Annotated in this window: 21 protein-coding genes; 9 read left to right on the plus strand and 12 right to left on the minus strand. The window is 62.0% G+C overall.

Translation table 11 applies throughout. The features are described 5' to 3' along the window. Positions 1 to 70: 70 nt before the first annotated feature. From LIX93_RS02805 to LIX93_RS02820, 4 genes are all read right to left on the minus strand, one after another. Complete coding sequence (locus LIX93_RS02805; RefSeq protein ID WP_226502482.1) at positions 71 to 955, minus strand: EamA family transporter; 885 nt, start codon at positions 953 to 955, stop codon at positions 71 to 73. Between the two features lie 162 nt (positions 956 to 1,117). Then, positions 1,118 to 2,452, minus strand: a complete 1,335-nt coding sequence (locus LIX93_RS02810; protein ID WP_226502483.1) for a dihydrolipoamide acetyltransferase family protein — start codon at positions 2,450 to 2,452, stop codon at positions 1,118 to 1,120. Continuing rightward, positions 2,453 to 3,514 carry an alpha-ketoacid dehydrogenase subunit beta gene (locus LIX93_RS02815; RefSeq protein WP_226502484.1) on the minus strand — a complete coding sequence of 354 codons (1,062 nt, stop codon included), beginning with the start codon at positions 3,512 to 3,514 and terminating at the stop codon, positions 2,453 to 2,455. It lies immediately after the preceding gene. Beyond that, positions 3,511 to 4,782 carry a 3-methyl-2-oxobutanoate dehydrogenase (2-methylpropanoyl-transferring) subunit alpha gene (locus LIX93_RS02820; RefSeq protein WP_226502485.1) on the minus strand — a complete coding sequence of 424 codons (1,272 nt, stop codon included), beginning with the start codon at positions 4,780 to 4,782 and terminating at the stop codon, positions 3,511 to 3,513. The genes LIX93_RS02815 and LIX93_RS02820 overlap by 4 nt, the downstream gene beginning before the upstream one ends. A 334-nt stretch (positions 4,783 to 5,116) precedes the next feature. Here LIX93_RS02820 and LIX93_RS02825 point away from each other — a divergent pair, with 334 nt between their 5' ends. Both LIX93_RS02825 and LIX93_RS02830 read left to right on the plus strand, forming a co-directional pair. Continuing rightward, on the plus strand, positions 5,117 to 5,632 hold the full coding sequence (locus tag LIX93_RS02825) for a DUF4946 domain-containing protein (RefSeq protein WP_226502486.1): 516 nt from the start codon (positions 5,117 to 5,119) through the stop codon (positions 5,630 to 5,632). 37 nt (positions 5,633 to 5,669) lie between these two features. Then, positions 5,670 to 6,398, plus strand: a complete 729-nt coding sequence (locus LIX93_RS02830) for a metallophosphoesterase (RefSeq protein WP_226502487.1) — start codon at positions 5,670 to 5,672, stop codon at positions 6,396 to 6,398. 12 nt (positions 6,399 to 6,410) lie between these two features. On the opposite strand, the gene LIX93_RS02835 is transcribed toward LIX93_RS02830, so the two are convergent. Then, positions 6,411 to 7,955, minus strand: a complete 1,545-nt coding sequence (locus tag LIX93_RS02835; protein ID WP_226502488.1) for a sensor domain-containing diguanylate cyclase — start codon at positions 7,953 to 7,955, stop codon at positions 6,411 to 6,413. Positions 7,956 to 8,157: 202 nt separating this feature from the next. Here LIX93_RS02835 and pgm point away from each other — a divergent pair, with 202 nt between their 5' ends. Beyond that, positions 8,158 to 9,798 (plus strand): phosphoglucomutase (alpha-D-glucose-1,6-bisphosphate-dependent), encoded by a 1,641-nt coding sequence (pgm, locus tag LIX93_RS02840; RefSeq protein WP_226502489.1) that lies wholly within the window; start codon positions 8,158 to 8,160, stop codon positions 9,796 to 9,798. Between the two features lie 124 nt (positions 9,799 to 9,922). Here the strand turns inward: pgm and LIX93_RS02845 are convergent, their stop codons facing one another. Further along, positions 9,923 to 10,627, minus strand: a complete 705-nt coding sequence (locus tag LIX93_RS02845) for a pirin family protein (protein WP_226502490.1) — start codon at positions 10,625 to 10,627, stop codon at positions 9,923 to 9,925. A 235-nt stretch (positions 10,628 to 10,862) separates the two neighbouring features. Between LIX93_RS02845 and LIX93_RS02850 the strand changes: the two genes are divergently transcribed. Continuing rightward, entirely contained in the window at positions 10,863 to 13,406 is a 2,544-nt protein-coding gene (locus LIX93_RS02850; RefSeq protein WP_226502491.1) for a UvrD-helicase domain-containing protein, read from the plus strand. A gap of 58 nt (positions 13,407 to 13,464) precedes the next feature. On the opposite strand, the gene LIX93_RS02855 is transcribed toward LIX93_RS02850, so the two are convergent. After that, positions 13,465 to 13,725, minus strand: a complete 261-nt coding sequence (locus tag LIX93_RS02855) for a DUF1652 domain-containing protein (protein WP_226502492.1) — start codon at positions 13,723 to 13,725, stop codon at positions 13,465 to 13,467. 382 nt (positions 13,726 to 14,107) lie between these two features. On the opposite strand from LIX93_RS02855, the gene LIX93_RS02860 reads away from it, so the two are divergent. Next, complete coding sequence (locus LIX93_RS02860; RefSeq protein WP_226502493.1) at positions 14,108 to 15,733, plus strand: methyl-accepting chemotaxis protein; 1,626 nt, start codon at positions 14,108 to 14,110, stop codon at positions 15,731 to 15,733. A gap of 113 nt (positions 15,734 to 15,846) precedes the next feature. Continuing rightward, the gene (locus LIX93_RS02865; RefSeq protein WP_226502494.1) at positions 15,847 to 16,170 is read left to right on the plus strand and encodes a hypothetical protein; all 324 of its coding nucleotides are present in this window, start codon (positions 15,847 to 15,849) and stop codon (positions 16,168 to 16,170) included. A gap of 120 nt (positions 16,171 to 16,290) precedes the next feature. On the opposite strand, the gene csrA is transcribed toward LIX93_RS02865, so the two are convergent. The 3 genes from csrA to LIX93_RS02880 form a co-directional block, all read right to left on the minus strand. Beyond that, positions 16,291 to 16,482, minus strand: a complete 192-nt coding sequence (csrA, locus tag LIX93_RS02870) for a carbon storage regulator CsrA (protein WP_226502495.1) — start codon at positions 16,480 to 16,482, stop codon at positions 16,291 to 16,293. A 275-nt stretch (positions 16,483 to 16,757) separates the two neighbouring features. After that, complete coding sequence (locus LIX93_RS02875) at positions 16,758 to 18,614, minus strand: glycoside hydrolase family 15 protein (protein ID WP_226502496.1); 1,857 nt, start codon at positions 18,612 to 18,614, stop codon at positions 16,758 to 16,760. Next, entirely contained in the window at positions 18,607 to 19,407 is an 801-nt protein-coding gene (locus tag LIX93_RS02880; protein WP_226502497.1) for a glucose 1-dehydrogenase, read from the minus strand. Before LIX93_RS02880 ends, LIX93_RS02875 begins: the two co-directional genes overlap by 8 nt. Before the next feature lie 145 nt (positions 19,408 to 19,552). Between LIX93_RS02880 and LIX93_RS02885 the strand changes: the two genes are divergently transcribed. Further along, entirely contained in the window at positions 19,553 to 19,705 is a 153-nt protein-coding gene (locus LIX93_RS02885; RefSeq protein WP_226502498.1) for a hypothetical protein, read from the plus strand. Between the two features lie 73 nt (positions 19,706 to 19,778). Here the strand turns inward: LIX93_RS02885 and LIX93_RS02890 are convergent, their stop codons facing one another. Continuing rightward, positions 19,779 to 20,453, minus strand: a complete 675-nt coding sequence (locus tag LIX93_RS02890) for a TIGR02466 family protein (protein ID WP_226502499.1) — start codon at positions 20,451 to 20,453, stop codon at positions 19,779 to 19,781. Positions 20,454 to 20,538: 85 nt separating this feature from the next. After that, complete coding sequence (locus LIX93_RS02895) at positions 20,539 to 21,567, minus strand: DNA topoisomerase IB (protein ID WP_226502500.1); 1,029 nt, start codon at positions 21,565 to 21,567, stop codon at positions 20,539 to 20,541. Positions 21,568 to 21,862: 295 nt separating this feature from the next. On the opposite strand from LIX93_RS02895, the gene LIX93_RS02900 reads away from it, so the two are divergent. After that, positions 21,863 to 22,489 (plus strand): response regulator transcription factor, encoded by a 627-nt coding sequence (locus tag LIX93_RS02900; protein ID WP_226502501.1) that lies wholly within the window; start codon positions 21,863 to 21,865, stop codon positions 22,487 to 22,489. A 3-nt stretch (positions 22,490 to 22,492) separates the two neighbouring features. Further along, positions 22,493 to 26,152 carry a transporter substrate-binding domain-containing protein gene (locus tag LIX93_RS02905; protein WP_226502502.1) on the plus strand — a complete coding sequence of 1,220 codons (3,660 nt, stop codon included), beginning with the start codon at positions 22,493 to 22,495 and terminating at the stop codon, positions 26,150 to 26,152. Positions 26,153 to 26,186 lie beyond the last annotated feature (34 nt).

Here is a 26,186-nt window from a genome sequence, read left to right on the forward strand (position 1 = left end):
GGTATAGAGCCTGGGATTGCCGGGTGGTTGCATGTGGGGTTGTGTATCCCCCGCAAGCCACGCATCAAGTTCAAGCCTGCACCGGCTGCAAACGCCGCCACAGATTGGGCCCGAACACATTGATCGCCAAGCCCGCCATGACCAGCGCGCCGCCTATCCATTGCAACTGGCCCAGGCGCTCGTCGAGCAGCAACGCTGCGGACGCCAGGCCGATCACCGGCACCAGCAGCGAGAAGGGCGCGACCTTGCCGGCCGGGTAGCGCGACAGCAACTTGCTCCACAGGCTGTAGCCGAGCATGGTGGCGACGAACGATAGATAAAACAGCGCCAGGATAGAGTGCAGACCAATGTGCAGCAGTGATTGTTCGATCAGCGCCGGGCCTTCGAGCCACAGCGACAGGGCGAAAAATGGAATCGGCGGAATCAGCGCGCCCCAGACCACCAGCCCGACCAGATTGATGTTGCCGAAACGCCGCGTGATGATATTGCCCATGGCCCACATGGCGGCAGCGCACAGGGTCAGCACCACCGCAATGACCGGCGTTGGCCGTGAGCCATCGAAGCCGATCAGCGCCAGGCCCAGGGCTGCGACGATCAAGCCCGCCAGACTGGCCGCGCGGAGTTTTTCACCGAGGAACAGCGCGGCGAAAAACAGCGTGAAGAAGGCTTGTGCCTGCAGCACTAGCGATGCGAGCCCCGGTGGCATGCCGTGGGCCATGGCTTCGAACAGAAACGCGAACTGCCCCAGAGAGATGGTCGCACCGTAGGCGATCAACCAGCGCAATGGCAGCTGTGGGCGCTTGATGAAAAGCAAGGCGGGGAAGGCGACCAGGGCAAAGCGCAGGGCCCCCAGAAGCATGGGGGGCAGGCCGTCGAGCCCGACCTTGATCACCACGAAATTCAGGCCCCAGGCAATGATTACGATGATTGCGATGAACAGATCCTTGGGTGCCATCGGGGGTGCGCTCCTTGTGTGGCGGTAGGCGGGGCCTGAGGATAGCGCAAGTACCGCACCTGTTGCGAGGAGGCTTGGCGCCGAAAATACTCGTGGCGATACAGAGCGGGGCCGACACGGTTTTCGGGAGCAAGCTCCCTCGCTAGAGGTGTTGAGGCAGGCTCAATCGATAAACAGCAACGACGGTTGTTCCAGCAAACGTCTGACCGCTTGAATGAACTTGGCCGCATCCATTCCGTCGACCACTCGGTGATCGAACGAGCTCGACAGGTTCATCATTTTGCGAATCACGATCTGCCCGTCGATCACGACCGGGCGTTCGACGATGCGGTTGACTCCGACAATCGCTACTTCGGGGGTATTGACCACCGGTGTCGAGACAATCCCGCCCAGCGCGCCGAGGCTGCTGAGGGTCAGTGTCGAGCCGCTGAGCTCCTCGCGGGTTGCTTTGCCGCGGCGCGCGGCGTCGGCCAGGCGTTGAATCTCCTTGGCATTGCTCCACAGGTCGGCGGATTCGGCGTGGCGCAGCACTGGCACCATCAGGCCGCTGTCGCTCTGGGTCGCGATACCCAGATGCACGGCACCATAGCGGGTAATCACTTGGGCGGCATCGTCATAGCGCGCGTTGATCTGCGGGAACTCGCGCACCGCCATCACCAGTGCGCGCACCAGCAACGGCAGCAGGGTCAAGCGGCCGCGCTGCTCGCCCCAGCGTTGATTGAGATCGACCCGCAACGCCTCGACGGCAGTGACGTCGATCTCCTCGACATAGCTGAAGTGAGCGACGCGGCGTTTGGCGTCCTGCATGCGTTCGGCGATCTTGCGCCGCAGGCCGATGACCGGGATCTGCTGTTCGTCGCCGGGCTGGGTGGCGCGTGCAGGGCTTGCGCCGGTGGTGCATGCGGCCAGCAATCGAGCATCCAGGTCGGCGTGCAGGATTTGTCCATCAGGACCGCTGCCGTTGAGGCTGTGCAGATCGATCCCCAGATCGGCGGCGCGTTTGCGTACAGCCGGGGCCGCCAGGGTGCGTAGGGAGACGGGTTCGACCTGAGCATGATCGTCATTCTCGGGCCCTGTGGGAGCGGGCTCTTCGCGCGAAGGCGTTTCAAACTTCGCCTCATCCGCTGAGGGTCCGGCACCGTCGACCGATGTGAGCAGGGCAGTGGACGTCTGATCACTTTGCGCAGCACAGGCTGGCCCTTTCGCGGGCAGAGCCCGTTCGCGCAGGGGGTCTGGCGCTTCCTGTTCAGCCTCGCCAGCCACTTCGATCCGTATCAGATCACTGCCCACTGCCAGCACATCCCCCGGCGCGCCGCCAAGGGAGATGACCGTGCCGCTGACCGGGCTGGGAATCTCCACCGTGGCCTTGTCGGTCATGACATCGGCCACCACCTGGTCTTCACTGACGCTGTCGCCGACCTTGACGAACCACTCCACCAGTTCGACCTGGGCAATGCCTTCGCCGATGTCCGGCATCTTGATGACGTGAGTACCCATTCAAACCTCCACGACGCGTTGCAAGGCCGCGCCAACGCGGGTCGGGCCGGGGAAATAGGCCCATTCCTGGGCATGAGGGTAGGGGGTGTCCCAACCGGTGACGCGTTCGACCGGCGCCTCCAGCCAGTGGAAGCAATGCTCCTGCACCAGGGCCACCAGTTCGGCGCCGAGCCCGCAGGTGCGGGTCGCTTCGTGCACCACCACGCAACGGCCGGTCTTGCGCACCGAGTCGACGATGGCTTGCAGGTCCAGCGGCCACAGGCTACGCAGGTCGATCACTTCGGCGTCGATACCGGTTTCCTCGGCGGCCGCCATCGCGACGTGCACCGTGGTGCCGTAGGTGAGAACCGTGGCGGCGCGACCGGGGCGGGCGATGGCCGCGCAATCCAGAGGCACCCGGTAATAACCTTCCGGCACGGCACTGGCGGGGTGTTTCGACCAAGGCATCACCGGCCGCTCGTGATGGCCGTCAAACGGCCCGTTGTACAGGCGCTTGGGCTCGAGGAAGATCACCGGGTCGTCGCACTCGATGGAGGCGATCAGCAGGCCCTTGGCGTCATAGGGGTTGGATGGCATCACGGTGCGCAGGCCGCACACTTGAGTGAAGATGGCTTCCGGGCTCTGGCTGTGGGTCTGCCCGCCATAAATGCCGCCGCCACAGGGCATGCGCAGGGTCAGCGGCGCGGTGAACTGGCCGGCGGAGCGATGGCGCAGTCGGGCGGCCTCGGAGGTGATCTGGTCGTAGGCGGGGTAGACGTAGTCGGCGAACTGGATCTCGACCACCGGGCGCAGTCCGTAGGCACCCATGCCTACCGCCGCGCCGACGATGCCGCCCTCGGAGATGGGCGCGTCGAACACCCGTGACCTGCCGTACTTGGCCTGCAGGCCTTCGGTGCAGCGGAACACGCCGCCGAAATAGCCGATGTCTTCACCGAAGGCGATGACGTTGTCGTCGCGCTCCAGCATGACGTCCATGGCCGAGCGGATCGCCTGGACCATGGTCATCACCGTGGTAGCGCTGGCGTCTTGCAGCGCCGGTTGGAGTTCGGTCTGGCTGTTCATGCTGCGCTGCTCCCGTGGCGATGGGTGCTGGCCAGGGCTTGCATCTGCTCGCGTTGCAGGCGCAGGTGCTCGGGCAGATCATGGTAGACGTCGTCGAAAATGCTGCTGTCGCTGGCCACATGGCCATCGTGCAGGGTGCCGTAGCGTTGCGCCTCCTTGAAGGTAGCGATTATCTCGGCGTCGATCTCGGCGACCGCCTCGCTGTGCTCGGCATCGGTCCAAACGCCCAGCTCGATCAAGTGCAGCTTGAGGCGCGCGATCGGGTCTCCCAGAGGGAAGTGGCTCCAGTCATCGGCGGGGCGGTATTTGGTCGGGTCGTCGGAGGTCGAGTGCGGCCCGGCGCGGTAGCTCACCCACTCGATCAACGTCGGGCCCAGGTTGCGCCGGGCCCGCTCGGCGGCCCATTGGCTGACCGCATACACGGCAAGGAAGTCGTTGCCGTCCACTCGCAACGACGCGATACCGCTGCCCACGCCACGTCCGGCGAAGGTGGTCGCCTCGCCGCCGGCGATGCCCTGAAAGCTGGAAATCGCCCACTGGTTGTTGACCACGTTGAGGATCACCGGGGCGCGGTACACGTGGGCGAAGGTCAGGCCGTTATAGAAATCAGCCTCGGCCGTGGCGCCATCGCCGATCCAGCCCGAGGCAATGCGCGTGTCACCCTTGATCGCAGAGGCCATGCCCCAGCCCACGGCCTGGATGAACTGCGTGCCCAGGTTGCCGGAGATGGTGAAGAAGCCCGCCTCCTTGTGCGAATAAAGCGCGGGCAGTTGCCGACCCTTGAGCGGATCGCGCTCGTTGGACAGCAGCTGGCACATCAAGTCCAGCAGCGGCACCTTGCGGGCCATCAGGATGCCTTGCTGGCGGTAGGTGGGGAAGCACATGTCGTCGTACTGCAAGGCCAGAGCGTGGGCGCAGCCGATGGCCTCTTCGCCCAGGCTCTGGATATAGAACGACATCTTTTTCTGGCGCTGGGCGGTGACCATGCGGGTGTCGAACAGCCGCGTGCGAATCATCGCGCGCAGCCCTTCGATCAAGGTCTGGGCGGGCAACTCCGGGGCCCAGGGGCCCACCGCTCGGCCTTGCTCGTCGAGCACGCGCACCAGGCCCACGGCCAGGTCCTGGGTCTCGCGGGGTTCGATATCGATGGGCGGCTTGCGCGCGCTGCCGGCGCCGGCCAGGTTGAGATAGGAGAAGTCGGTCTTGCAGCCAGGCCGACCGCTGGGTTCGGGGACATGCAGCCGCAGGGGCTCGTAGGGGGTATTCACGCTTCACAACCCTCGCTTTTGTGCTTTTTATTAGTGGGGTGCAACGGTATGGCAGGCCCAATCGCTGTGAGCCGATGGCATCAGTGTACGACGGCCTTGGGAGAATAAATGTCCTTAATTGACGGGCTGCGCCGCAGCAGGCAGGTGGTTTATTCTGCGCCAGGCTCAATTGGCGGATAAATAATCTGTGGCCTGGGGTGCGCTGTTTTCCACCAGCCCATTGAAACCGGTCGATTGGCTCTGCGAGACTGGTCGCTTCGAATTTCTCGCGAGCGAGTTCTGTACCTTGGCATCAGGTTCTGTAGTTTTTAATCGGGGTTGGCCGCGCCACGCTTTGAAATGTCTGCCTTGGGCGCTGGTATTTTGCGCCGCCCGGGCGCTGGCCGATGACAGCGTGATCGTCTGGCCGCCGGGCTGGCAGGTCGAGGCATTGCCCGCAGCCCCTGCCAATCAGGCGCACCGACAGCGCGCGGTCAAGGCCGACGACCACGGTGATCCGGCGATGGTGGTCGAGTTGACGCGCACGCCAGTGGCGGCCGACCACCAGGTCAATCTGTCCGGCGTGCTGCTGGAAATGCGCAAGGCCATGCAGATCGATTTCTCCAAGGGCGGCTATCAAAGCGTCTGCAACAGCATTCATCCCGGTACACTAGGCAATCTGACCGCCATGGAAACCACCTGCAAGGTGCTCCTCAATGGCGGCCACGTCATGACCCAGACGCTGGTGGCCGCCACGGCCCAAGGCAGTGCCTGGTCGTTGACCTATGCTGGCTCGGCCCAGGGCTACAGCGATAACGAAACAGCGGTCAAGGGCATCCGCGATTCACTGATATTCAGCCCGCAACCATGAGCAACGGTTCAGGCTTGCATTCGAGGAGAGCAGCACCATGAGTCAGTTCGCCCATTTTTCGGCCAACGCCCGCGGGCGTGATTTTGCCGTGGGCGATATCCACGGGCATTTTCATCGCCTGCAGGCCGCGCTGAATCAACTGGGTTTCGATCCGGCCACCGATCGGCTGTTCAGCGTCGGCGACCTGGTCGATCGCGGCCCTGACAGCTTCGATGCCCTGGACTGGCTCGAAAAACCCTGGTTCTTCGCCGTGCAGGGCAACCATGAGGTCTTGACCCTGCAACTGATGGCTGGCCACTCGCGGCTCAATCTGATGGATTACCGGCAGAGCGGCGGGGCCTGGTTCATCGACAGCCCGCAGGCCACCCGCGAACGTTTTGCCCAGCGATTCCGGCGCTTGCCGGTGGCCATCGAGATTGAAACCGCCGAAGGCCTGATAGGTCTGGTGCATGCCGACTGCCCATTCCCCAGCTGGGCCACCTTGCGCACTTACTTGCAGACGCATGAGCTGCAAGAGGGCTATACCCCAGACGCGGGCGGGGGGGTCGACGAGATCTTCCAGTGGTCGCGCTCGCGCCTCAAGCGCCGCGACTTCAGTGGCGTCAAGGACGTGCGCGCGGTGGTGGTCGGCCACACGCCGCTGCGGCGGGCGCGGCAGCTGGGCAATGTCTTTCATATCGATACGGCAGGCTGGAGCGAAGGGTTTTTCACCTTCATCGAGCTGAGCACCTTGCGGATTCACGAGCAGCCCTTACGCGGTTTCTAGCCGCGCATGGTCTCAAAATACCTGCGGACGGACCCGGATCGGCTCATCGAGCGTCGGGAAGACCTGGTTGCGACCGCCGTGCTTGGCGGCGTACAGGGCCACGTCGGCTGCAGCGATGAGCGCCTCCGCGGTCGGGATCGGGTTGGTAGCAGTCCATACGTGCAGTCCGGCACTGACCGTCACGACGCCATGCTCACTGCCCGCATGCTTGATTGCCAGTGCCTGCACCGCTTCGACAATGCGCTGGGCGACGCGCCAGGCACCGGGGGCGTCGCTTTCGGGCAACAGCACCAGCAACTCCTCGCCACCATAACGGGCGACCAGATCGCCTGCACGGCCGACGCAGCCCTGTACCGCGCGGCCGACATCGCGAATGCACGCATCACCAGCGGGATGGCCGTACAGATCGTTGAAGCGCTTGAAATGATCGATATCGAGCATGATCAGCCCCAGCGGGCGGCCAGTGCGCACGGTACGGCCGATCTCCTGGGGCAGGGCCAGGTCCAGTTGGCGTCGATTGGCGAGCCCCGTCAGGCCATCCTGCATGGCCATTTGCTGCAGGCTGGCATGGGCCAGCAGCAAGTCTGCCTCGGTGCGCTGATTGTGGCGGATCTGGCGCAGCAGCAGGACGGCGAAAGCCCCCAGCACGGCGAACACCAGCGCCACCAGCACCGCCGAACGTAACAAGTTGGCACGCCAACCGGCGAAAATCGCCGACTCAGGCTGCGCGGCGAGGATCAGCAGGGGGTAAACGCTGGAGGCTCGATACGCGATCATGCGATTCACACCGTCGACGACGGATACCACCATGCGTGCGCCTGTCGATGCGTGGGGGAGCATCTGGCTGTAGATCACTCCTTTGGCAATACTCGTGCCGATAACCTTGGGGTCGTACGGGCGGCGCATCAGGATAGTGCCATCGCCCAACGCCAGGACAATGGCGCCTTGTTCGTCGAGATCGAAGCCGTCGTAGAATTTCTTGAAGTAATCGACCTTCAGTGTCGCCAGTACCACGCCACCAAAAGAGCCGTCGGCGTTGTCCAGGCGCCGCGAAACCGGAATGATCAGCTCGCCGGTAGAGCGGCTGACGATGACCGCTCCAATGTGCACGGCGGGCCCGGGGTGGCTGCGATGCCAAAGAAAATATTCGCGATCGCTGTTATTGGCATTGGGCGGATCGACATCGTTAGACGTCACCAGCCAGCGGCCATCGGAGCTATAGATGAACAGCCCGTGCAGTTGATCGAGTGCGGCCGTGGTTTGCTTGAGCACCAGGTGCAGGCGTTCGTGCTGGGGCCCGGTGACGCCGTCGTTATGCACCCGCTCGACAAGTCCGCTGAGCACCGTTTCGGCTTCCCCGACCGTATCGTCGGCATGTTGGGTCAACGACCGCGAGAGGTTCGATACCGTCACTTGCGCGGCGTCGAGCGCTTGCTGGCGCGACGTCACGGCCTCCCAGGCCACCAGCCCCAGAACCGAGCAGCCGACCAATATGATCAGCACCAGTGCCAGATGACGCGTGGATTCGCTGTTGGGCGGTTCTTTAAGAGGGGACATGAGTGCGGACATCGGCGTCGCTTGTCGGCTGATAATCGAGTGATGATAGTGAAGGTCGAGCCGATATGCTTGACCAATGTCACGTGGCCGTTGCCACGGCCCGCTGATCTTTTGACTTGTGAGGGATAGAACCCCTGCCGCAATGGTCGAACTGCCAGTAAACTGCCATTTCCAGCCCTAGTTGCCTGTTCAGAGGTTTTGCATGAAGCTCAGTCCGTTTGCCGGAAAAACTGCACCTGCCGAGTTGCTGGTCGATATCCCGCGTCTGGTCACCGCCTATTACACCCAGCGCCCCGACCCGTCGGTAGCCACCCAGCGTGTAGCCTTCGGTACATCCGGGCACCGCGGCAGTTCCTTCGATGGCAGCTTCAATGAAGCCCACGTCCTGGCCATCAGCCAGGCGATCTGCCTGTACCGGCAGCAGAAGGGTATCAACGGCCCGCTGTTCGTGGGTATCGACACCCACGCCCTGTCGACCCCGGCGGGCGCCAGTGCGCTGGAAGTCTTCGCGGCCAATGGCGTCGAGACCATGATCGCTGCCGACGACGAATACACGCCGACCCCGGCAATCTCCCACGCCATCATTTGCTACAACCGCGGCCGTACCCAGGGCCTGGCGGACGGTGTAGTCATCACCCCGTCGCACAACCCGCCACAAGCCGGTGGTTTCAAGTACAACCCGCCCAATGGCGGCCCGGCTGACAGTGATGTCACCAAATGGATCGAAACCAAGGCCAACGAGCTGCTTGCCGATGAACTCAAGGGCATCAAACGCATGCCCTACGAGCAGGCGCTCAAGGCCGCCACGACCCATCGCCACGACTACCTCAACACCTACGTCGCGGACCTGATCAACGTCATCGACTTCGACGCGATTCGCTCGGCCAAGCTGCGCCTGGGCGTCGATCCTCTGGGCGGCGCCGGTGTGCGCTACTGGTCGGCGATTGCCGAGCATTACCGCCTGGACCTGACTGTGGTCAATACCGCAGTCGATCCGACCTTCCGTTTCATGTCCGTCGACTGGGACGGGCAGATCCGCATGGACCCTTCCTCGCCCTACGCAATGCAAGGCCTGATCGGCCTCAAGGACCGTTTCGACGTCGCCTTCGCCTGCGATCCGGACCACGACCGCCACGGCATCGTCACCCCGAGCGGCGGTCTGCTGGCGCCCAACAACTATCTGGCGGTGGCGATCGATTATCTGTTCCAGAACCGTCCGCAGTGGCGCACCGATGCTGCCGTGGGCAAGACCGTGGTCAGCAGCGGCATGATCGATCGGGTCACCGCACGGCTGGGTCGGCGGTTGTACGAGGTGCCCGTGGGCTTCAAGTATTTCGCCGATGGCTTGTTCGACGGTTCGCTGGGTTTTGGTGGAGAGGAGAGCGCCGGAGCCTCGTTCCTGCGTCGCGATGGCAGCGTCTGGAGCACCGACAAGGACGGCCTGATTCCATCATTGCTGGCGGCCGAGATGACCGCGCGTACCGGGCGCGATCCAAGCCAAGCCTATGAGGCGCTGACCGAGGCCCTTGGCCAGCCGTTTTCAACGCGTGTCGAAGCCAAGGCCAACCCCCAGCAGAAGGCTTTGCTGAGCAAGTTGTCGCCCGAGCAAGTGACCTCGACCGAGCTGGCGGGTGAAAAGATCGAACACGTGCTCAGCCATGCGCCAGGCAACAACCAGGCGATCGGTGGCTTGAAGGTGATGACAGCCAATGGCTGGTTCGCTGCACGGCCGTCGGGCACCGAGGATATCTACAAGATCTACGCCGAGAGCTTTGTCGATGAGGCGCACCTGCAGCGCTTGGTGAGTGAGGCTCAGGTGCTGGTGGATAGCGCAATCGCCTGATTGCCAGGGAGATAGTTACACCTGTAGCGAGGGGCAAGTCCCCTCACTACAGGTACATCCAAGCGTCTTCTAGCTCTAACCTTATGAATTAAAAGGATAAATCCATCAAGGTTAAAGTGATTTGTCAGGCGACATCCACGAGCACGATCTCGGTGTCTTCCAGGGCTGTCACTATCAGCACCGGCTCATTATCAATAGCGATACCGTCTCGAGCTTTGGCCTGTAAACCATTGATTTCTATGGAGCCAGTCGCTGGTACGAGATAGGCTTTGCGACCGCTTTCCAGCACATACTCGGCGGTTTCGCCCGCCCGCAACGTCGCTGCTACCAAACGTGCATTCGCGCGAATCCGCAAGCTCGCGTCATCCTCCGGCTTACCGCTGGCGAGCGTCACAAAGCCCTCGCCGCGCTCGCCTTTGGGAAATGGCTGCGCGCCCCACGACGGCGCTGCGCCAAGCTGGCTGTCGTCAGGGAAAATCCAGATCTGGAAGATCCGCGTTTCGATGGTCTCCAGGTTGTACTCGCTGTGCTGTACGCCAGTCCCTGCACTCATCACTTGCACGTCGCCGGCTTCAGTGCGGCCTTTGTTGCCAAGGCTGTCCTGATGGGTGATGGCGCCTTCACGCACGTAGGTGATGATTTCCATGTCGCGGTGCGGGTGCTGGGGGAAACCGGTACCCGGAGCGATGATGTCGTCGTTCCATACGCGCAGATTGCCCCAGTGCACACGCTTGGGGTCATGGTATTGCGCGAACGAGAAGTGGTGGTGGGCATTCAACCAGCCATGGTCGGCACCGCCGAGGGATGCGAAAGGCCGTAGTTCAAGCATGCTGGTCTCCATAGACGAAAGGGATCATGGATAGGAATTCTGTGCTAATAGTGCTCGATTAAAAAGCGCAGATTTCACAGTGAAAGCATCGGATTTGTCGATTGTTTCCGGATGCATGCAGCTGATCTTATGCTTGCGATTCGTCGCCTAATAGCTTGATCACAAAGCAATTGACTGGCAAAGACCGGCCATAGCGGCGAAGATGTCGGCTGCCAAAAACCTTGCTGGAGTCCGCGTGCCGAGCCGTCCTTCCCGATTGTCCGTCGATCTGCTTCCACCCGCCGAGCTGCCCTGGTTCAAGCGCCTTGCCGCGCGATTGCTCGGGCGTGGGCTCAATGGCCTGCAGGCCCAGCACCGAGATTCCTGGTTTCACGGTCATGCGGCGGGGCATCGCGCCGGGCACGCCGATGGCGTGCGCGAGGGCTATGAGGATGGCCATCTGGACGGCCTGGAGGCAGGCCGCCAGGTGCTGGTAATTCGCGACACGCGGCCAGCGGCGGTGAGTGCGCCCGGTGTCGACGACGCGCTGTTCGACGATTGGCGCCTGGGGTTGAGCGCCGATCTCAAGAAACGCATCAAGGCCGATGTCGCCACGCGCTTGCCCAGGCATCAGCAGCCCAGCGCAGCGCAATGGAAAATGATCTTCAGCGATACGCCGTCCACCTGTGTCATCGCGGGTGCAGGCGCCGGCAAGTCGACCTCGCTGGTGCTGCGGATCGTGTTGCTGGTGCACTACCTGGGCTATGAACTCGATGGGTTGACGGTAGTGACCTTTACCCGCGAATCGCGCAAGGATTTCATCACCCGGCTGGTGGCGGTGATGGCCCTGTGGGGTCATGCGCTGAGTTCGCGTGAAGCGCAACAACTGGTGCGCACCTTTCACTCGCGGATCCTGCCGATGGTGCGCAGCTTGCCCGGCTTCGGCCAGCTACAGGCTTTCGAAAACCTCGGCAGTGCTCCTGTAGCCAGGGGGGTTGCCACTGAATCCGGCACCCAAGGCACTTTGGAGGGGTTTTCGGGGGCAAGCCCCCTCGCTATGGAGGAGGCCGACAGCAACCCCTTCGATCTGCGCCTGAACGATACCCAGCGCCTGCAGATGAACCTGTGCTATCGCGATTTGATGGCAGGTGATGAGCGTTTTGCCGAACTGATCGACCTGATGCGCCGCGAGGCCCTGCAGCTGACCCGCTTGGAGCGTGACCACCCCGACGTGCAAAAGCGCGCGGCGGTGACCGAGCTCGCGTCAAAGCGCGACGAAGAGCTGTGCGACAGTATCGAGGATCTGTGGTTTCGCGCCGGGGCGTGGCCGATCCAGGGCATCGAACCGGACCGAACACCCTTGCAGATCAACGGCCACCGTTTTCATTGCCACGGCTATATCCGGGCGCTGGATGCCTGGGTAGTGCTCGGCTTCGACCCGAGCGAAAGCCAGCAGATCAAGCGTAACGGCGCCAAGTTGCCGGTTTGGGCTGAATGGGTCATCAAGCGCACACTGTTTCAAGCTTTCAGCCCCAAACCGATCATCTGGCTGGAAAATTACCTCGGTGCCAGGCGCCTGACTCAGAGTCTGGCTGGTGATGCCGTAGCAGGGCCGGGGTTCGCGTACAGAGTCAATGGCGAGCTGGCGCCTGCGCCATTGCTCGACGCGTTCGTGGCCACCGCCGGCTTTATCGAAAACCTCGGGCTCGACGTGGCGGCTGCCGTCGCCGCCATGACCTTCGCCAGCGACGATCCGGACCGGCTGTTCTTCGAGGCCTTGAGCCGGTACTGGCGTGCCTTCGAACAACACTTGCAGGCACAGACGCCGCCGATCATGACCTACAACCGCATGTTCGCCCTGTTTGGCGAGAACAACCCGGAAAACCTGCGGCTGCTCGGCGATCCCATATTGCGTTCGATGTCACACCTGATGATCGATGAATTCCAGGATGTTTCGCCGCAGATCGTCTCGTGGCTGCGCGCCAGCCTGCGGGAGATCCGTCGCCGTGGCGCGGACTTGCACCGGGGCCGTGCAGCGCAACATTCTTCATTGTTGGTGGTGGGGGATGACTGGCAGTCGATCTACGGCTGGCGTGGCAGCTCGCCGCGGTATTTCACCGACTTTGCCAAGACTTTCATCGCGCCCGCTACCACGCGGGTCATGCTCAGCGACAACTACCGCAGCCATCAGCACATCATCGATGCCGCCGAGCATCTGGTGAAGTCCACCCCCGCCATCGCGGGTAAAAAAGCCCGGTCGGTGGGCTGGGATGAGTCTGCATTGGAGCCTGTACGCGTCTGCGAACGTGACGATGAAGCCCTCGCTCAGCGTTTGATCGACCATTACCGGCGGGGCGACTCAGTGCTGGTGCTGTATCGGAAATATTCAGATAAACCTATATTAAACAAACATATAGAATCTATAGTTAATGAAGATTATAGAAAGCCAATAGATCAGCGCCGGCTCAAGCAGCTGACCTATCACAGTGCGAAGGGGCTGCAAGCGGATGTAGTGTTCATGGTCGGCGACTGCCAGCACCTGACGCGCTCACCCTACAAGAATCAGCTCTATCGGCTGGCAGGTCTGAGCGCGCCCGGCGAGACCGAAGGTTATGACAAGGCACAGCGTGACGAAGCGCTGCGCCTGGCTTACGTCGGCGTGACCCGGGCGATCCAGTATTGCTATTGGTATGTTGACGCCTCAGGCAAGGAGGGTGCGGCCGGCGCCGCCAAGGCCTCGGATCATGTCGACGGTGCAAAGCCGTTCTTTGACGATCATCGGGCTACTCGCGTCGATTGAACGCGATACGGTTATGGTTGTTGCGCAAGCCATACCGGCCTCTTCGCCGCCAAATTCATCAGCCGACTGCACACAACGACTGCGGCGGTATGAAGGCATCGAGTTCTGCCTCGACCGCCTCGATGATGATCTCTACATCGGCGGCGTTCATGACGGTCGCGCAGGGGATGCCGGCGATCGCGATGAGGGTCTGGCCGCTGGCACGATCGAACAATCGCGCGACCATACTGCTGGGGGCGTCCATGCTGGCCTCGAAGCCCAGAGGGTGAAAGTGCCAACGCATGACCTGGCATGCATTGGGGAACGTCATCTTGTTCATGTGCCTGCCCCTAATGCTTCGTGCAGCGATCCGTTGCTGCTCCCAAGGAAGGACCCAGCAGTAGCTGGAATTGATGTGCAAAATAAAAATAGCACCCACTGATGACAATAAGACTAATTTTTTACCGGCAACCGGAACTTTATTCGACTTTATTGACGTGCATCACGGCCGGTCCGACCAATGGGCATATGTATTAATTTGCCATCATCGGCTCAACGCTTAGAACGGACTGAACGGTTAAATAATTAGCTCTCAAATATTTCGCTTGTCGAGCTCAAGTTCGGGCAAAAGGGCCGATAGACCTTATGAGGGCATCCGCGTCCTCATACGGACGACAACAACGGAGCAGTGGACGCCGCACGCCTTTACGAGAGAGACCGACATGTCGCTACGCCGCCTCAATATCGCCCCTCGCGCGTTTCTGGGATTCGCCTTCATCGCTTTGCTGGTCGTCGGGCTGGGCTGGTTCGCCACGAGCCGCATCAGCGTGATCCGCGACGCTTCGCTGGAAATGGAAGGCAACCAGATACCCAGCATCACCTTCCTGGGTGACCTCTCGGAAAATACCCTGCGGTTGCGAATCCTGTCATTTCGCATCTTGACCAACCGCGAACCGGCGGCCTTGAACGAAGCCGAAACCCGTATCGGCGTATTAGTCGACAAAGTTCGGACTGCGCAGCGCAATTACGCCAGCCTGACGATTGGCGACGAAGAGTCGACAGTATTTAAACAATTCAGCACCACGCTCGATAACTACTTGAGCGCGAAGGATTCAATGTTGAATCTCTCGCGGCAGAACAAAGTCGAGGAGATGCGCGAATTGATCAATACCCGTATCAAGGACGGTACCGATCAGATGGGCGATCAAATTCGTGCGCTGATCGGTATCAATCAGCGCGAGGCCAAGGAGAACGGTCAGATCGCCGCCGAACAGTACCGCTTCGCCAACACGGGTGTCGTCGTGTTCGCCATCGTCGCGTGTTTGCTGACTGTGTTGCTGGCCTGGTTGCTCACCCGCAGCATCATCCAGCCACTGAACCAGGCGCTGGAGGCCGCTCGCACCATCGCCAAGGGCAACCTGACCGTGAGCATCAGCGCTGAGGGTCATGATGAGCCTGCGCGCTTGCTGGCGGCGCTGGATGAGATGCAGGGTAACCTGCGCCGCACCGTGTCACAGATCGCAGGTTCGGCGACACAGCTGGCTTCTGCAGCGGAGGAACTCAGTGCGGTGACCGAAGAGTCCGCCCGTGGTGTCGCGCAACAGAACGACGAAATCGAACAAGCCGCCACCGCGGTCAACCAGATGACCGCTGCGGTAGAGGAGGTTGCGCGCAACGCAGTGTCGACCTCCCAGGCTTCAGCCGACTCCACTCGATTCGCGGGGCAGGGGCGGGAGCGGGTGGTGGCCACGGTGAGCGCTATTCAGACCATGACGCAGGATGTGCTGCACACCTCGCAGTTGATCGAAGGCCTGGCTGCCCAGGGGCGTGATATCGGCAAGGTACTGGACGTGATTCGCGCCATCGCCGAGCAGACCAACCTCCTGGCGCTCAACGCTGCCATCGAGGCCGCACGCGCGGGCGAGGCCGGGCGCGGTTTTGCCGTGGTGGCGGATGAAGTTCGGGCCCTGGCTCATCGCACCCAGCAGTCGACCCGCGAAATCGAGCAGATGGTTGCCGGTATTCAGAGCGGTACCGGCGATGCGGTGCAGTCGATGGAACAAAGCACCGCACGCAGCCAGAGCACGTTGACCCTGGCTCGTGACGCCGACGGTGCGCTGGTGCAGATCGCCGAATCGGTGGCCTTGATCAATGAGCGCAACCTGGTGATCGCCAGCGCTTCCGAAGAGCAGGCGCAAGTCGCTCGCGAGGTCGACCGCAACCTGGTGAATATTCGCGACCTGGCCAATCAGACGGCCACCGGCGCGCAGCAGACCAGCGCGGCCAGCCATGAGCTTTCACGTCTGGCCGTGGACCTCAACGCCTTGGTGGCGCGCTTCACGGTGTGAGCTTTGACCAAACGCCCGGCAGTCGCGCCGGGCGGTCAATCTTGAACCTCCGGCCTTGCTACCTGTCGTTTATAGAGAGTGGCAATAATCACGTTAGTGATGGAGGTTTCACCATGTTGGACCAAGCGACGGACTACGAAGACCATAAAAACGGCCCGGATGAGGGGAAGCAGCGCGTCCATGAGGAAACCCTGGCCAATCATTGCACCATCCGCGTCACGGTAACGCCGGTGGTGCACAACCCCAAACGCCCGCAGTGGCAGGTGGTGGTGCTGTCGCCAGAGGGCACGGAGATCCACAACGAGACTTCAGTGGCCAAGGATGATCACTGGACGGTCGAAAAACTGCTCAATTGGGGGATCGATCAAGCTAAACGCGTAGCGGGCGGTCACCACGGTGCGCCGCTGGACGATCATCACCAGAAGACGCCAGTCTGATCCATACACCGCAATGCAGCGAGGGGGCTTTGCCCCGATGGCGATCCATCTGTCCCCACTGGGAGACCGATAAATCGTGATCGGGGCAAGCCCCCTCGCTACAGGTGTAAAGCGATTGCCTTAGTGGCTGTCTTTCTCTGGAGCAGGGCTGCCAGCCTGGATTTTCTTGAAAATCTCTTCGCGGTGCACCTGGACCTCCTTGGGTGCGTCGATGCCAATACGCACTTGCATGCCTTTGACCCCCAGGATAGTAACGGTGATGTCGTCGTTAATGATGATGCTTTCGCCTACCTTGCGGGTGAGAATCAGCATGAATGGCTCCTAAGTCCTTTACGCAAAAAAATGTGTCCGATGGTCGGTGTCTTCCGCTGCACCCCCCACTTAATGGACGCACGGATGAAGATTTAATTCCGTTGCGGGAATCCTCGTCGACACGTCCTGAAGCGGAATACTGGCGAAATGGGAACGATACCCAAAGGAAGTATGGCTGGGTTTATGCTAAACCGCCGGATAACTGCGCACATGATATCCGGCGGCGCCGCAGATGTCCTGCAACCTTTTGTTCATCTTGCAATAATTACGCACATTTATGGCTGCCAAAGGGTTCGTTCACCACTCAACTTGCGGTTCAGAAAACTCGCCGCGCTGATCAATGCCAAGTGGCTGAGCGCCTGGGGCGTATTGCCCAAGTGACGGCCGTGCATGTCGAACTCTTCGGCGTATAGCCCCAACGGGCTGGCGTAGCGCAATAGTTGCTCGAACTCCAAGTGCGCCTGCTCGACCCGACCGGCTCTGGCCAGGCACTCCACGTACCAGAACGAGCACGCCGTGAAGGCGCCTTCGCTGCCGTCCAGCCCGTCGCCATTCTGCTCGTCGGTGCGATAGCGGTAGACCATGCCATCACGCACCAACGTGCGCTCGATGGCATCCAGCGTGCTCAGCCAGCGCGGGTCGCTGGCGCCGACGAAGCGCACCAATGGCATCAACAGCATCGAGCCGTCGAGCCGATCACTGCCCTTGTACTGGACGAAGTGGCCGCGTTCCGCGTCCCAGAAGTTGCTCCAGATGTCATCGTGTATGGCCTGGCGCTCCGTGTCCCAGCGCGCGAAGGGGGCGGGCAGCGAGCGTTTGAAGGACAGGCGCAGGGCTCGGTCCAGCGCGACCCAGCACATCAGCCGCGAGTGCAGGAAATGCTGCGGTTCGCCGCGCATTTCCCAGATACCTACATCCTTCTCGCGCCAGCTCTGACAGACTTGATCGACCAGTTGCGTGACGTGTTGCCAGCCCTCGTGGGAAATCGCTTCCCCGTACTTGTTGGCAAGGTAGACCGCGTCCAGCAGCTCGCCGTAGATATCCAGTTGCTTCTGCTTGTAGGCTTCGTTGCCGACACGCACCGGTTGCGCACCGCCATGGCCACTGAGGTGGTCGAGGTTGGCTTCGGGCAGTTCTTCACGGCCGTCCAGGCCATAGAGAATGTGCAATTTGGCCTGTTCCTCACAACTGGCACCCACGCGGTCATGGACCCAGCGCATGTAATCGTTGGCTTCCTGGTTGAAGCCCAGACGCATGAAGGCGTACACGGTGAACGATGCATCACGGATCCAGGTGTAGCGGTAATCCCAGTTGCGCGAACCACCGCGTTGTTCTGGCAGGCCGAAGGTCGCGGCAGCGATGATGCCCCCGTGCTTGCGCGAGGTCAGCAGCTTGAGGGTGAGCGCCGAGCGCATCACCATCTCGCGCCAGCGCCCGCGATAATGGGCGTGGCCGAGCCACTCGCGCCAATAGTCGATCGTGGCGCGCAGGCAGTGGTCACTGCTGTCGGCGTACACCAAGGGGTCATCGGTACTGCCGAGGATGAACTCGGCAGTTTGCTGATGGCTCAACTCGAAGCGGGCCACGGCAGCGTTGTCGTCCACATCCAGCGCCTGGTCGGAGCACAACCGCAGGCTGGGCTGGCCGTCGGCATGAAAGCTTACGCCGGGCTTTTCACCGACGCTGTCCGATTCGGCGCGGGTGTCGGCGCGGCTGTAGTCATGGCGCACCCGGCAGCGCATCGCGAAGGTCGCTTGGCCGCTGACGACCTTGACGCGCCTTACCAGGCGCGGGGTGTCGTCGACGTTCTCCGGGATAGGCATGAAGTCGGTGACTTCCACCACCGCCTGTTCGCTGATCCAACGGGTTTGCAGAATGTTGCTATCGGGCAGATAGATCTGCAGCCGACGCGCATCCGGGAGGTCCGGGGCCAGCTCAAAGACGCCAGCATCGGGGGTGTCCAGCAGTGCAGCAAACAGCGAAGGGCTGTCGAAGTCTGGCCAGCAGCAGAAATCGATGCAACCGGTGTCGGCTACCAGTGCGGCGCTGCGCATGTTGCCGATCAGGCCATGGGCTTCGATCGGGCGTTGCGAGGCGAGGGGGTCGAGGTGACGCGCGGTAGACTCAGCCATTGTCACGAAACCCTGGATAGAGGCTCATGCCGCCATCGATGAACAGCGTGGTGCCGTGCAGATAATCGGACAGATCGCTGGCCAGCCAGACCACGGCATTGGCAACGTCCTCGACCTCGCCGATGCGCCCATAGGGGATCAGTTCCAGCACCTTTTTCTCCGTATCGCCCTTCATGACATCGGCATTGATGGCGGTACGGATCGCTCCCGGCGCGATGGCATTGACGCGGATATGCTGCTGCCCGACTTCTTGGGCGATGCTGCGCATCAGCAGATCGATGGCGCCCTTGGACGCCGCGTAGTTGGCATGCCCGGCCCAGGGAATCAGCTGGTGCACCGAGCTCATGTGAATGATATTGCCGGCCGCTCGGGAGACTTCAAGGCGTGGCCCCTGGCGGGCGAACTGGCGCAGTGCGGCGCGCGCGCACAGGAACTGCCCGGTCAGATTGACCTCGATTACCTTGTTCCAGTCGGCCAGGGTCATGTCTACCGTGGCGGCGTCGCGCTGCAGGCCGGAGTTGGCCACCAGAATGTCGAGGGCGCCAAAGGCATCGAGGGTCTCGGCAAACAGGCGATCGACGTCCTCTTCCTTGGACACGTCGGCACCGATGGCAATGGCGCGTCCACCATTTTCGCGGATGCGCTGGGCCAGCTCCTCGGCCGGCTCGGCGTGACTGTTGTAGTTGATCACCACGGCAGCACCTGCGTCAGCCAGCGCCTTGGCGGCGCCTGCGCCGAGGCCGGAACTGGCACCGGTGACCAGGGCAACGTGTTTTTCAAGGGATATATGCATGATGGAGGGCCTTGTCTGCAAGGATGTGAAGGGGGTCTCCTTTAGCTGACTGGCGGTTGGGTGTATCGGTTCAGGAAAATTACATGGCACCTTTTTCAGGATTCGGGTGCCTGAACTAGAGTATGTCCTTATCGAGGAACGCCTGATGACGCAGCCCAATAATGAATCCAGGTCGAAACGTGAAGATCTGCAAAACGAACCGGCGAATGCCGGCAAGGTCGGGGAAAAAAACAAGCGGATGAACGAGAAGGGCGAGGCCGAACGGCCAGGGACGCCGCCGGATCCAAAGAAACGGTGAGTTTTTACAACGCCTGATAGGGCCTCTTCGGCGGCGAAGAAGAGGCCATTACAGCGAGCGCAAGTAACCGATCTTACAACCCGAAATTGAACGCAATCGAAATCCGCGCCCGATCCCCGCGATGGGGCTTGACCGAATGCAGCAGCCACGACGGAAACATCACCAGCGTCCCCGCAGCAGGCGCCATTTTGCTCATGAACCCCGCCGTCAGACAGCCTTCGATTCGCATCCGCAAGGCTGGGTAGAGCATGGTCGGCATCACCCCGCGTGGGTCGACGAATTCCAGTTCGCCGCCCAGTGCGGCATCTTCACCGCGCCCGCCATCGTCGACCCAATACACCGCCGACCAATACGCGCCCGGGTGGCCATGCACGCCATTGCCATGGCCGGAGCGATTGACGTTGGCCCAGGCTGCGCACGTCCAGGTCAACTTGGCTTCGATCAGACCATGTTCCGGCGAGTTGACCGCTGACAGCTGATTGGCCAGTTCCTGAGCGAACGCCAGCAACTCTGCCCCAGCCGCACCGGACCATTCACCGAAGTCATCGGTGGACTGCCAGCCGCCCTCGTTGCTGTGGTCGGTGCTCGGTTGCGCGGCCTCCCGAGCCAGGATGGTCTCGCGCAACTCGGCATTGAGGCGCTGAAACTCAGGGTGCTGCAGGCTGGCGACCGGGGTGGCGAAGAGTTTGTTGATCTTGATCTGGCCGGCATCGACGCCGAAGGGAGGGGAAGCAGGCTGGTCAGACATAACGGAATTCGCTCGATCAAGGTAAAGATATAAGGACAAAGCCTATTACAGGCGCCCGCTAGATGCCATGACCTGTCGCAACGACTCAGGCGATCTGCACGAGTTTTTCCAGAAAACTCGCCAGCGCCACTTCTTCCATGCGCAGGCCCTTGCGTTGCCGCGGCTTGGGCAGCTTGGCCAGTTCGCCCAAGGCGAAATGCTCGAGTACCGCCGGGTGGATATAACAACGCCGACACACTGCCGGGGTATTGCCCAGATGGCGGGCCACCTCTTTGACCATCTCGACAATGTGCTGTTTGGCTTGTGGCTCGGGCTGCCAGTGCAGTTCGCGCAGCATCTCCAAGGCCATCGCCGTGCCGGCCCAGGTGCGGTAATCCTTGGCGGTGAAGTCGGCACCCGTAAGGCGGTGCAGGTAGGCGTTGACGTCCGACGAGCTGACCCCGTGGCGCTGGCCGTCGTCGTCCAGATACTGGAACAGCGCCTGGCCCGGTAACTCCATGCAACGTTTGACGATCCCCGCCAAGCGTCGGTCCTTGATGCTGACCTGATGCTCGACGCCGCTCTTGCCGCGAAACTCGAAGGCGATCTGGCTACCGTGCACCTCGACGTGGCGATTGCGCAGCGTGGTCAGCCCGTAAGAGCGGTTATCCCGCGCGTACTGGGTATTACCCACGCGGATCAACGTCGCATCGAGCAGCGAGATGACCGTGGCCATGACCTTGTCGTGGTTGAGTCCTGGCGTGCTCAAGTGCTCGTCCAGTTGTTTGCGTACCCGTGGCAGCTGCTTGCCGAAAGCCAGCATGCGCGCGTATTTGCCCTCGTCGCGCAGTTCGCGCCAGCGCGGGTGATAGCGGTATTGCTTGCGGCCCCGCGCGTCGCGGCCAGTGGCCTGCAAGTGGCCGTTGGGATCGGCGCAGATCCACACATCGGTATAGGCCGGCGGGATTACCAGCTTGTTGATGCGCTCGATTTCGGCTTTGTCGCGGATGCGCTCGCCGGCGCTGGTGAAATAGGCGAAATGGCCGCGCAGTACCTTGCGGCGCAGGCCTGGCTGCGAATCGTCGACGTAATGGAGGTCGGCGGGCAGGCGGGGCAGATTCGATGAGTCGGGCATAGAGGGGACCTTGGTGGCGCAATGCTTGAGCTGTTGACCGCGGCCATCTCGCGGGGTGCGATCGAAATGGCTTTCGCGCGGCGCCCTAGCAGCGCTGACAGCCCCCTCAAATGCACGCACATGCAGATTTTTTGTGGCGCGGACCCCGCAACCACGGGCCTGCGAGGGGTTTGTAGGATTAATCGCAGGTAACTTCAGAAAGGTCCTACAGACCCTGCCGAAATCCTCGCCAATACTGTGCGCCGAGCCGCTGCCTGGAGGCGGCTGCCGAACACCAAAGCCCTGGGAGGGCCCCATGTACAAGGCATTGATCGTGGACGATCACCCGTTCATTCGCGCCAGCGTGAAGGTGTTGCTCAAGCAGGAACGCTTCGACACCATCGTCGAGGCCAGCGACGGCGCGCAGGCACTGCAGATGGCCAAGCACTACATCCCCGACCTGATCATCCTCGACATCAGCATGCCGGGCCTGGACGGCATGGAAGTGATCCAGCGTATCCGCGAACAACGCATTCCGGCGCGTATTCTGGTGCTGACCTCGCAGCCCGCCGAGTATTTTTCGGCGCGGTGCATGAAGGCCGGTGCCAAGGGTTATGTGTGCAAGAGCGACCGCTTGTACGAGTTGTCCAAGGCCATTGGCGCAATCATGAGCGGCTACACCTATTTTCCGGACGTCGAAGAGGCATCCGTCTACCGCGGTGACCGCAGCGCCAGCGAAGCCGAGGCCATCGCCGGCCTGAGCGATCGCGAGATGATCGTGCTGCAGCAGCTGTCTCGCGGCTTTCGCAACAGTGAAGTGGCCGAGCACATGATGCTCAGCCACAAGACTGTCAGCACCTACAAGTTGCGCATCATGTACAAGCTCAAGGTGCGCACGCTGGTGGACCTGGCCGATCTCGCCAAACGCCACGAGTTGATATAAGCCATGAATGTGCGTCTTTCCAGACTCCTGGCCCATGCTGTGCTTGGCTGCTGTTTCATCCATGCCGAGGTTCAGGCGCAGAGCCCGGTGTCACCTCAAACGTTGCCCCCCGTACCTGAAACCCTGCAATTGCTCGGGCGCTCGACACTGAATGCCAGGGCCATGGTCGAGATGGACCTCAGCGCTGAAGATCGTCGCTGGCTGTGGGAGCGCCACACCTTGCGCCTGGGCGTCAGCCAGCCCGATTATCCGCCGTTCGACATGACTGGCAGCGGTCGCGACTACGAAGGCATCACCGCCGACTACGCGCGGCTGATCGCCGAATTGCTCAACCTGCAGGTCACGGTGTCGCGCTATCGCAACCGCGATGCCGCCCTGCGGGCGTTGGAGCGCGGCGAGATCGACCTGCTGGGGACCTCCAACAGCGTCGAAGTGGCGAACGCCAACCTTAGCTTGTCCCAGGCGTATGGTCTCGACCAGACGGTACTGGTACGCCGGATCGACCCACCCGAAGCACAGATCGTGCAGCCTACCCGGCAGCGCTTGGCGATCGTCCAGCACTACTTGCCCGACGATGTGGTGCGCATGCTGTATCCCGATGCCGAGGTGCTGATCTATGAATCGTCACTGGCGGCCATGGGCGCGGTGGCCTTCGGGCAAGCCGACCTGTATCTGGGCAATGCTCTGGGGGCGCACTTCCAGCTCGGCCGCAGCCTGCTGAACAACCTGCAGCTGACTCAGGTCCCGGCATTGCGCGAAAGCCACTTCAGCTTCGCCATGGCGCCAGGCAACAGCCGTTTGCTGGCGCTGGTCAACCGCGCGCTGCAAGTGATCGACCCGCTGGAGCGCCGCGCGATCCTGCGGCGCTGGAGCGTCGAAGGGGTGGTGATCCCGCGCCGCGCCGAAGTGCAGCTGAGCGCCTCCGAGCAGCGTTGGATGCAGCGCCACCCGCAGGTCAAGGTTCTGATCGACGAAGGACTGCTGCCCATCAGTTATCGCGACGAGCAAGGGCGCTTTCGCGGTATCAGTGCCCAGGTGCTGGACGCCGTCGGCCAGCGTACTGGTCTGGTGTTCGACGTGCAGTCTTCCACATCGTTGGCGCAGATGAGCCGCAGCATCATGCGCGGGGAAGCCCATTTGCTGGCGGCTTTGGCGCCGAGCCCCATCCGCGAGGAACAACTGGCCTTCAGTCGACCTTACTTGAACAGCGGAATGGTGCTGGTGACACCGGACGACGGCCTGGCACCCACCAGTCTGGAGCAATTGGCTGGCAAGCCGGTGGCGGTGGTGCAGGGCACTTTTCTACTCGACGAACTGGCCGAGCGTTACCCCCATGTGCCATTGGTGCACGCCGCCACCGTGGCCAATGCCCTGGCGTTGGTGGCTCAGGGCAAGGCCAGCGCGGCCGTGGTGTCGCTGCTCAGCGCCCGCTATCAACTGGCCGCGCGCTACGGCGGTGAATTACGCATCAGTGCCTCGCTGCCGGTCAGCCCGGCCAATTTCGCCTTCGCCACAGCGCGCGGGCAAAGCGAGCTGTTGTCGATCATCGACAAGGCCTTGTTGAGCATCGAGCCCCAGGAGCTGGAGGCGCTGACCCACCGCAGCCATCCGCAAGTCATCGTTGCCGACAGCTACTGGAGCCGGCACCGGGAGCGGGTCTTCCGGGTGCTGTGGGTGGGCGGTGCGCTATTGCTGTTGGCGCTGATATGGATCACCTGGTTGCGCCGCCAGATCCGCCGCCGCGAACGCGCGGAGCAGGCCCTGACCGATCAACTGGAGTTCATGCGGGTGATGATCGACGGCACGCCCCACCCGATCTACGTGCGCGATCGCCAAGGCTTGCTGCTCAACTGCAATGCCAGTTACCTCAAGGCTTTGGGGGCAAGTCGAGAGGAGTTGATCGGCCAACCGATCACCATGACCAAAGTGGTCGAGCCGCAGGCGGCGCAGTTCTATCAGGACTCCTATCTGCGGGTCATGGCTCAGGGCAAGCCGATTGTCGAAGACCGCAAGTTGACCCTCGCCAGCGGCGCGGAAATGACCATCTATCACTGGATCCTGCCGTACAAGGCATCGGGCGGCCAGACGGTCGGGTTGATTGCCGGCTGGATCGACGTCACCGAGCGCGAACGCCTGTGCCTCGCTCATCAGCAGGCAACCCAGGAAGCCGAGGCGGCCAACCAGGCCAAGACGCACTTCCTGGCGACCATGAGCCATGAAATCCGCACGCCGATGAACGCCGTGCTGGGCATGCTCGAGCTGGCGCTGAAAAAGGCCGACGAGGGCCGTCTGGATCGCCTCGCCATCGAAGTGGCGGCCGAGGCGGCCCAAGGGTTGCTGGACCTGATCGGCGATATCCTCGACATCACCCGCATCGAAGGCGGCCATCTGCAGTTGGAAACACGGGCGGTGGCATTGCGGCCCTGGATCGAATCGGTACTGCGGGTGTTCGACGCCCAGGCCCGGCACAAAGGGCTGGCGTTGGAGCTGCAGTTGCTGGGCGACACCCATCAAGAGCTGATCCTGGACCCGGTGCGCCTGCGCCAGGTGGTGGCCAATCTGGTGGGCAATGCGATCAAGTTCACCGAGGCCGGGTACGTGCGGGTCAGGCTCGAGGTGCAGCCGCTGGGGCGCGAGGTGCGCATTGTGCTGTGCGTCGAAGACAGCGGTGTGGGCATCGCCGAGCACGAACAACAATACCTGTGCGAACCCTTCGTGCAGGCGAGCAATCAGGTGATCGGCAGCCGCATTGGCACTGGCTTGGGGCTGAGCATCAGCCGGGCGCTGTGCGAATTGATGGGCGGCTCGTTGCGCCTGCACAGCGAGCCGGGGCAGGGCACACAGGTGTGGGTTACCTTGCAGGCGTTGAGGGCAGCGGTGGAGCCCGTCCCCATCAGTCATCCGATAACACCGTTACCGGTCAAGGGCGGCCGGGCGTTACGGGTGCTGGTGGTGGACGATTACCCGCCCAATCGTCTGTTGCTCGATCAGCAACTGAGTTATCTGGGGCATACGGTGAGGGTGGCCGAGGACGGCGCCGCTGGCTTCGAACTGTGGCGCAACGATACGTTCGACGCGGTAATCACCGACTGCAACATGCCGGAGGGCAATGGCTATGTGCTCGCGCGGAAGATCCGTGACAGTGAGCGTCAGGGCGGGTTGCTGGCGTGCCTGATCGTCGGTTGCACGGCCAATGCGCAGCCCGAGGAGCGTCAACGCTGCCTGGATGCGGGCATGGACGACTGCCTGTTCAAGCCTTTGAGCCTGGCGCATCTGGCCGATTGCCTGCGTGAGGTGGGCGCCTGTCGACACCTGAACGAGCCGACGCAGGTGATTGACTTGAGCGAACTGCGCCGCCTGACCGCAGGCTCCGCAGAAAATTTCACGCAGTTGCTCGAAACCCTGGTGGCCTGTCATCGACAGGATCTGCAGCGCCTGGATACCTTGACGGCGGCAGGCGACCTGCAGCAACTGGCGGATCTGGTGCATCGGATCAAAGGCAGTGCACGGATGATCCGTGCCGATCACGTGCTGCAGGCCTGCGCCTGGTGCGAGGCGCTGGCGGATGATGGTCCGCTGGCGTTGGCAGATGCCCTGGCGACACTGCGTGAGGCGATGCACGAATTGTCACAGGCGCTGGAGCAGACCACCGAATCGGCCTAGGCTTTTGGCCTGGGGACATCGATGTCAACGGCTT

Source organism: Pseudomonas sp. MWU16-30317, from assembly GCF_020515695.1.
Taxonomy (GTDB): Bacteria; Pseudomonadota; Gammaproteobacteria; order Pseudomonadales; family Pseudomonadaceae; genus Aquipseudomonas.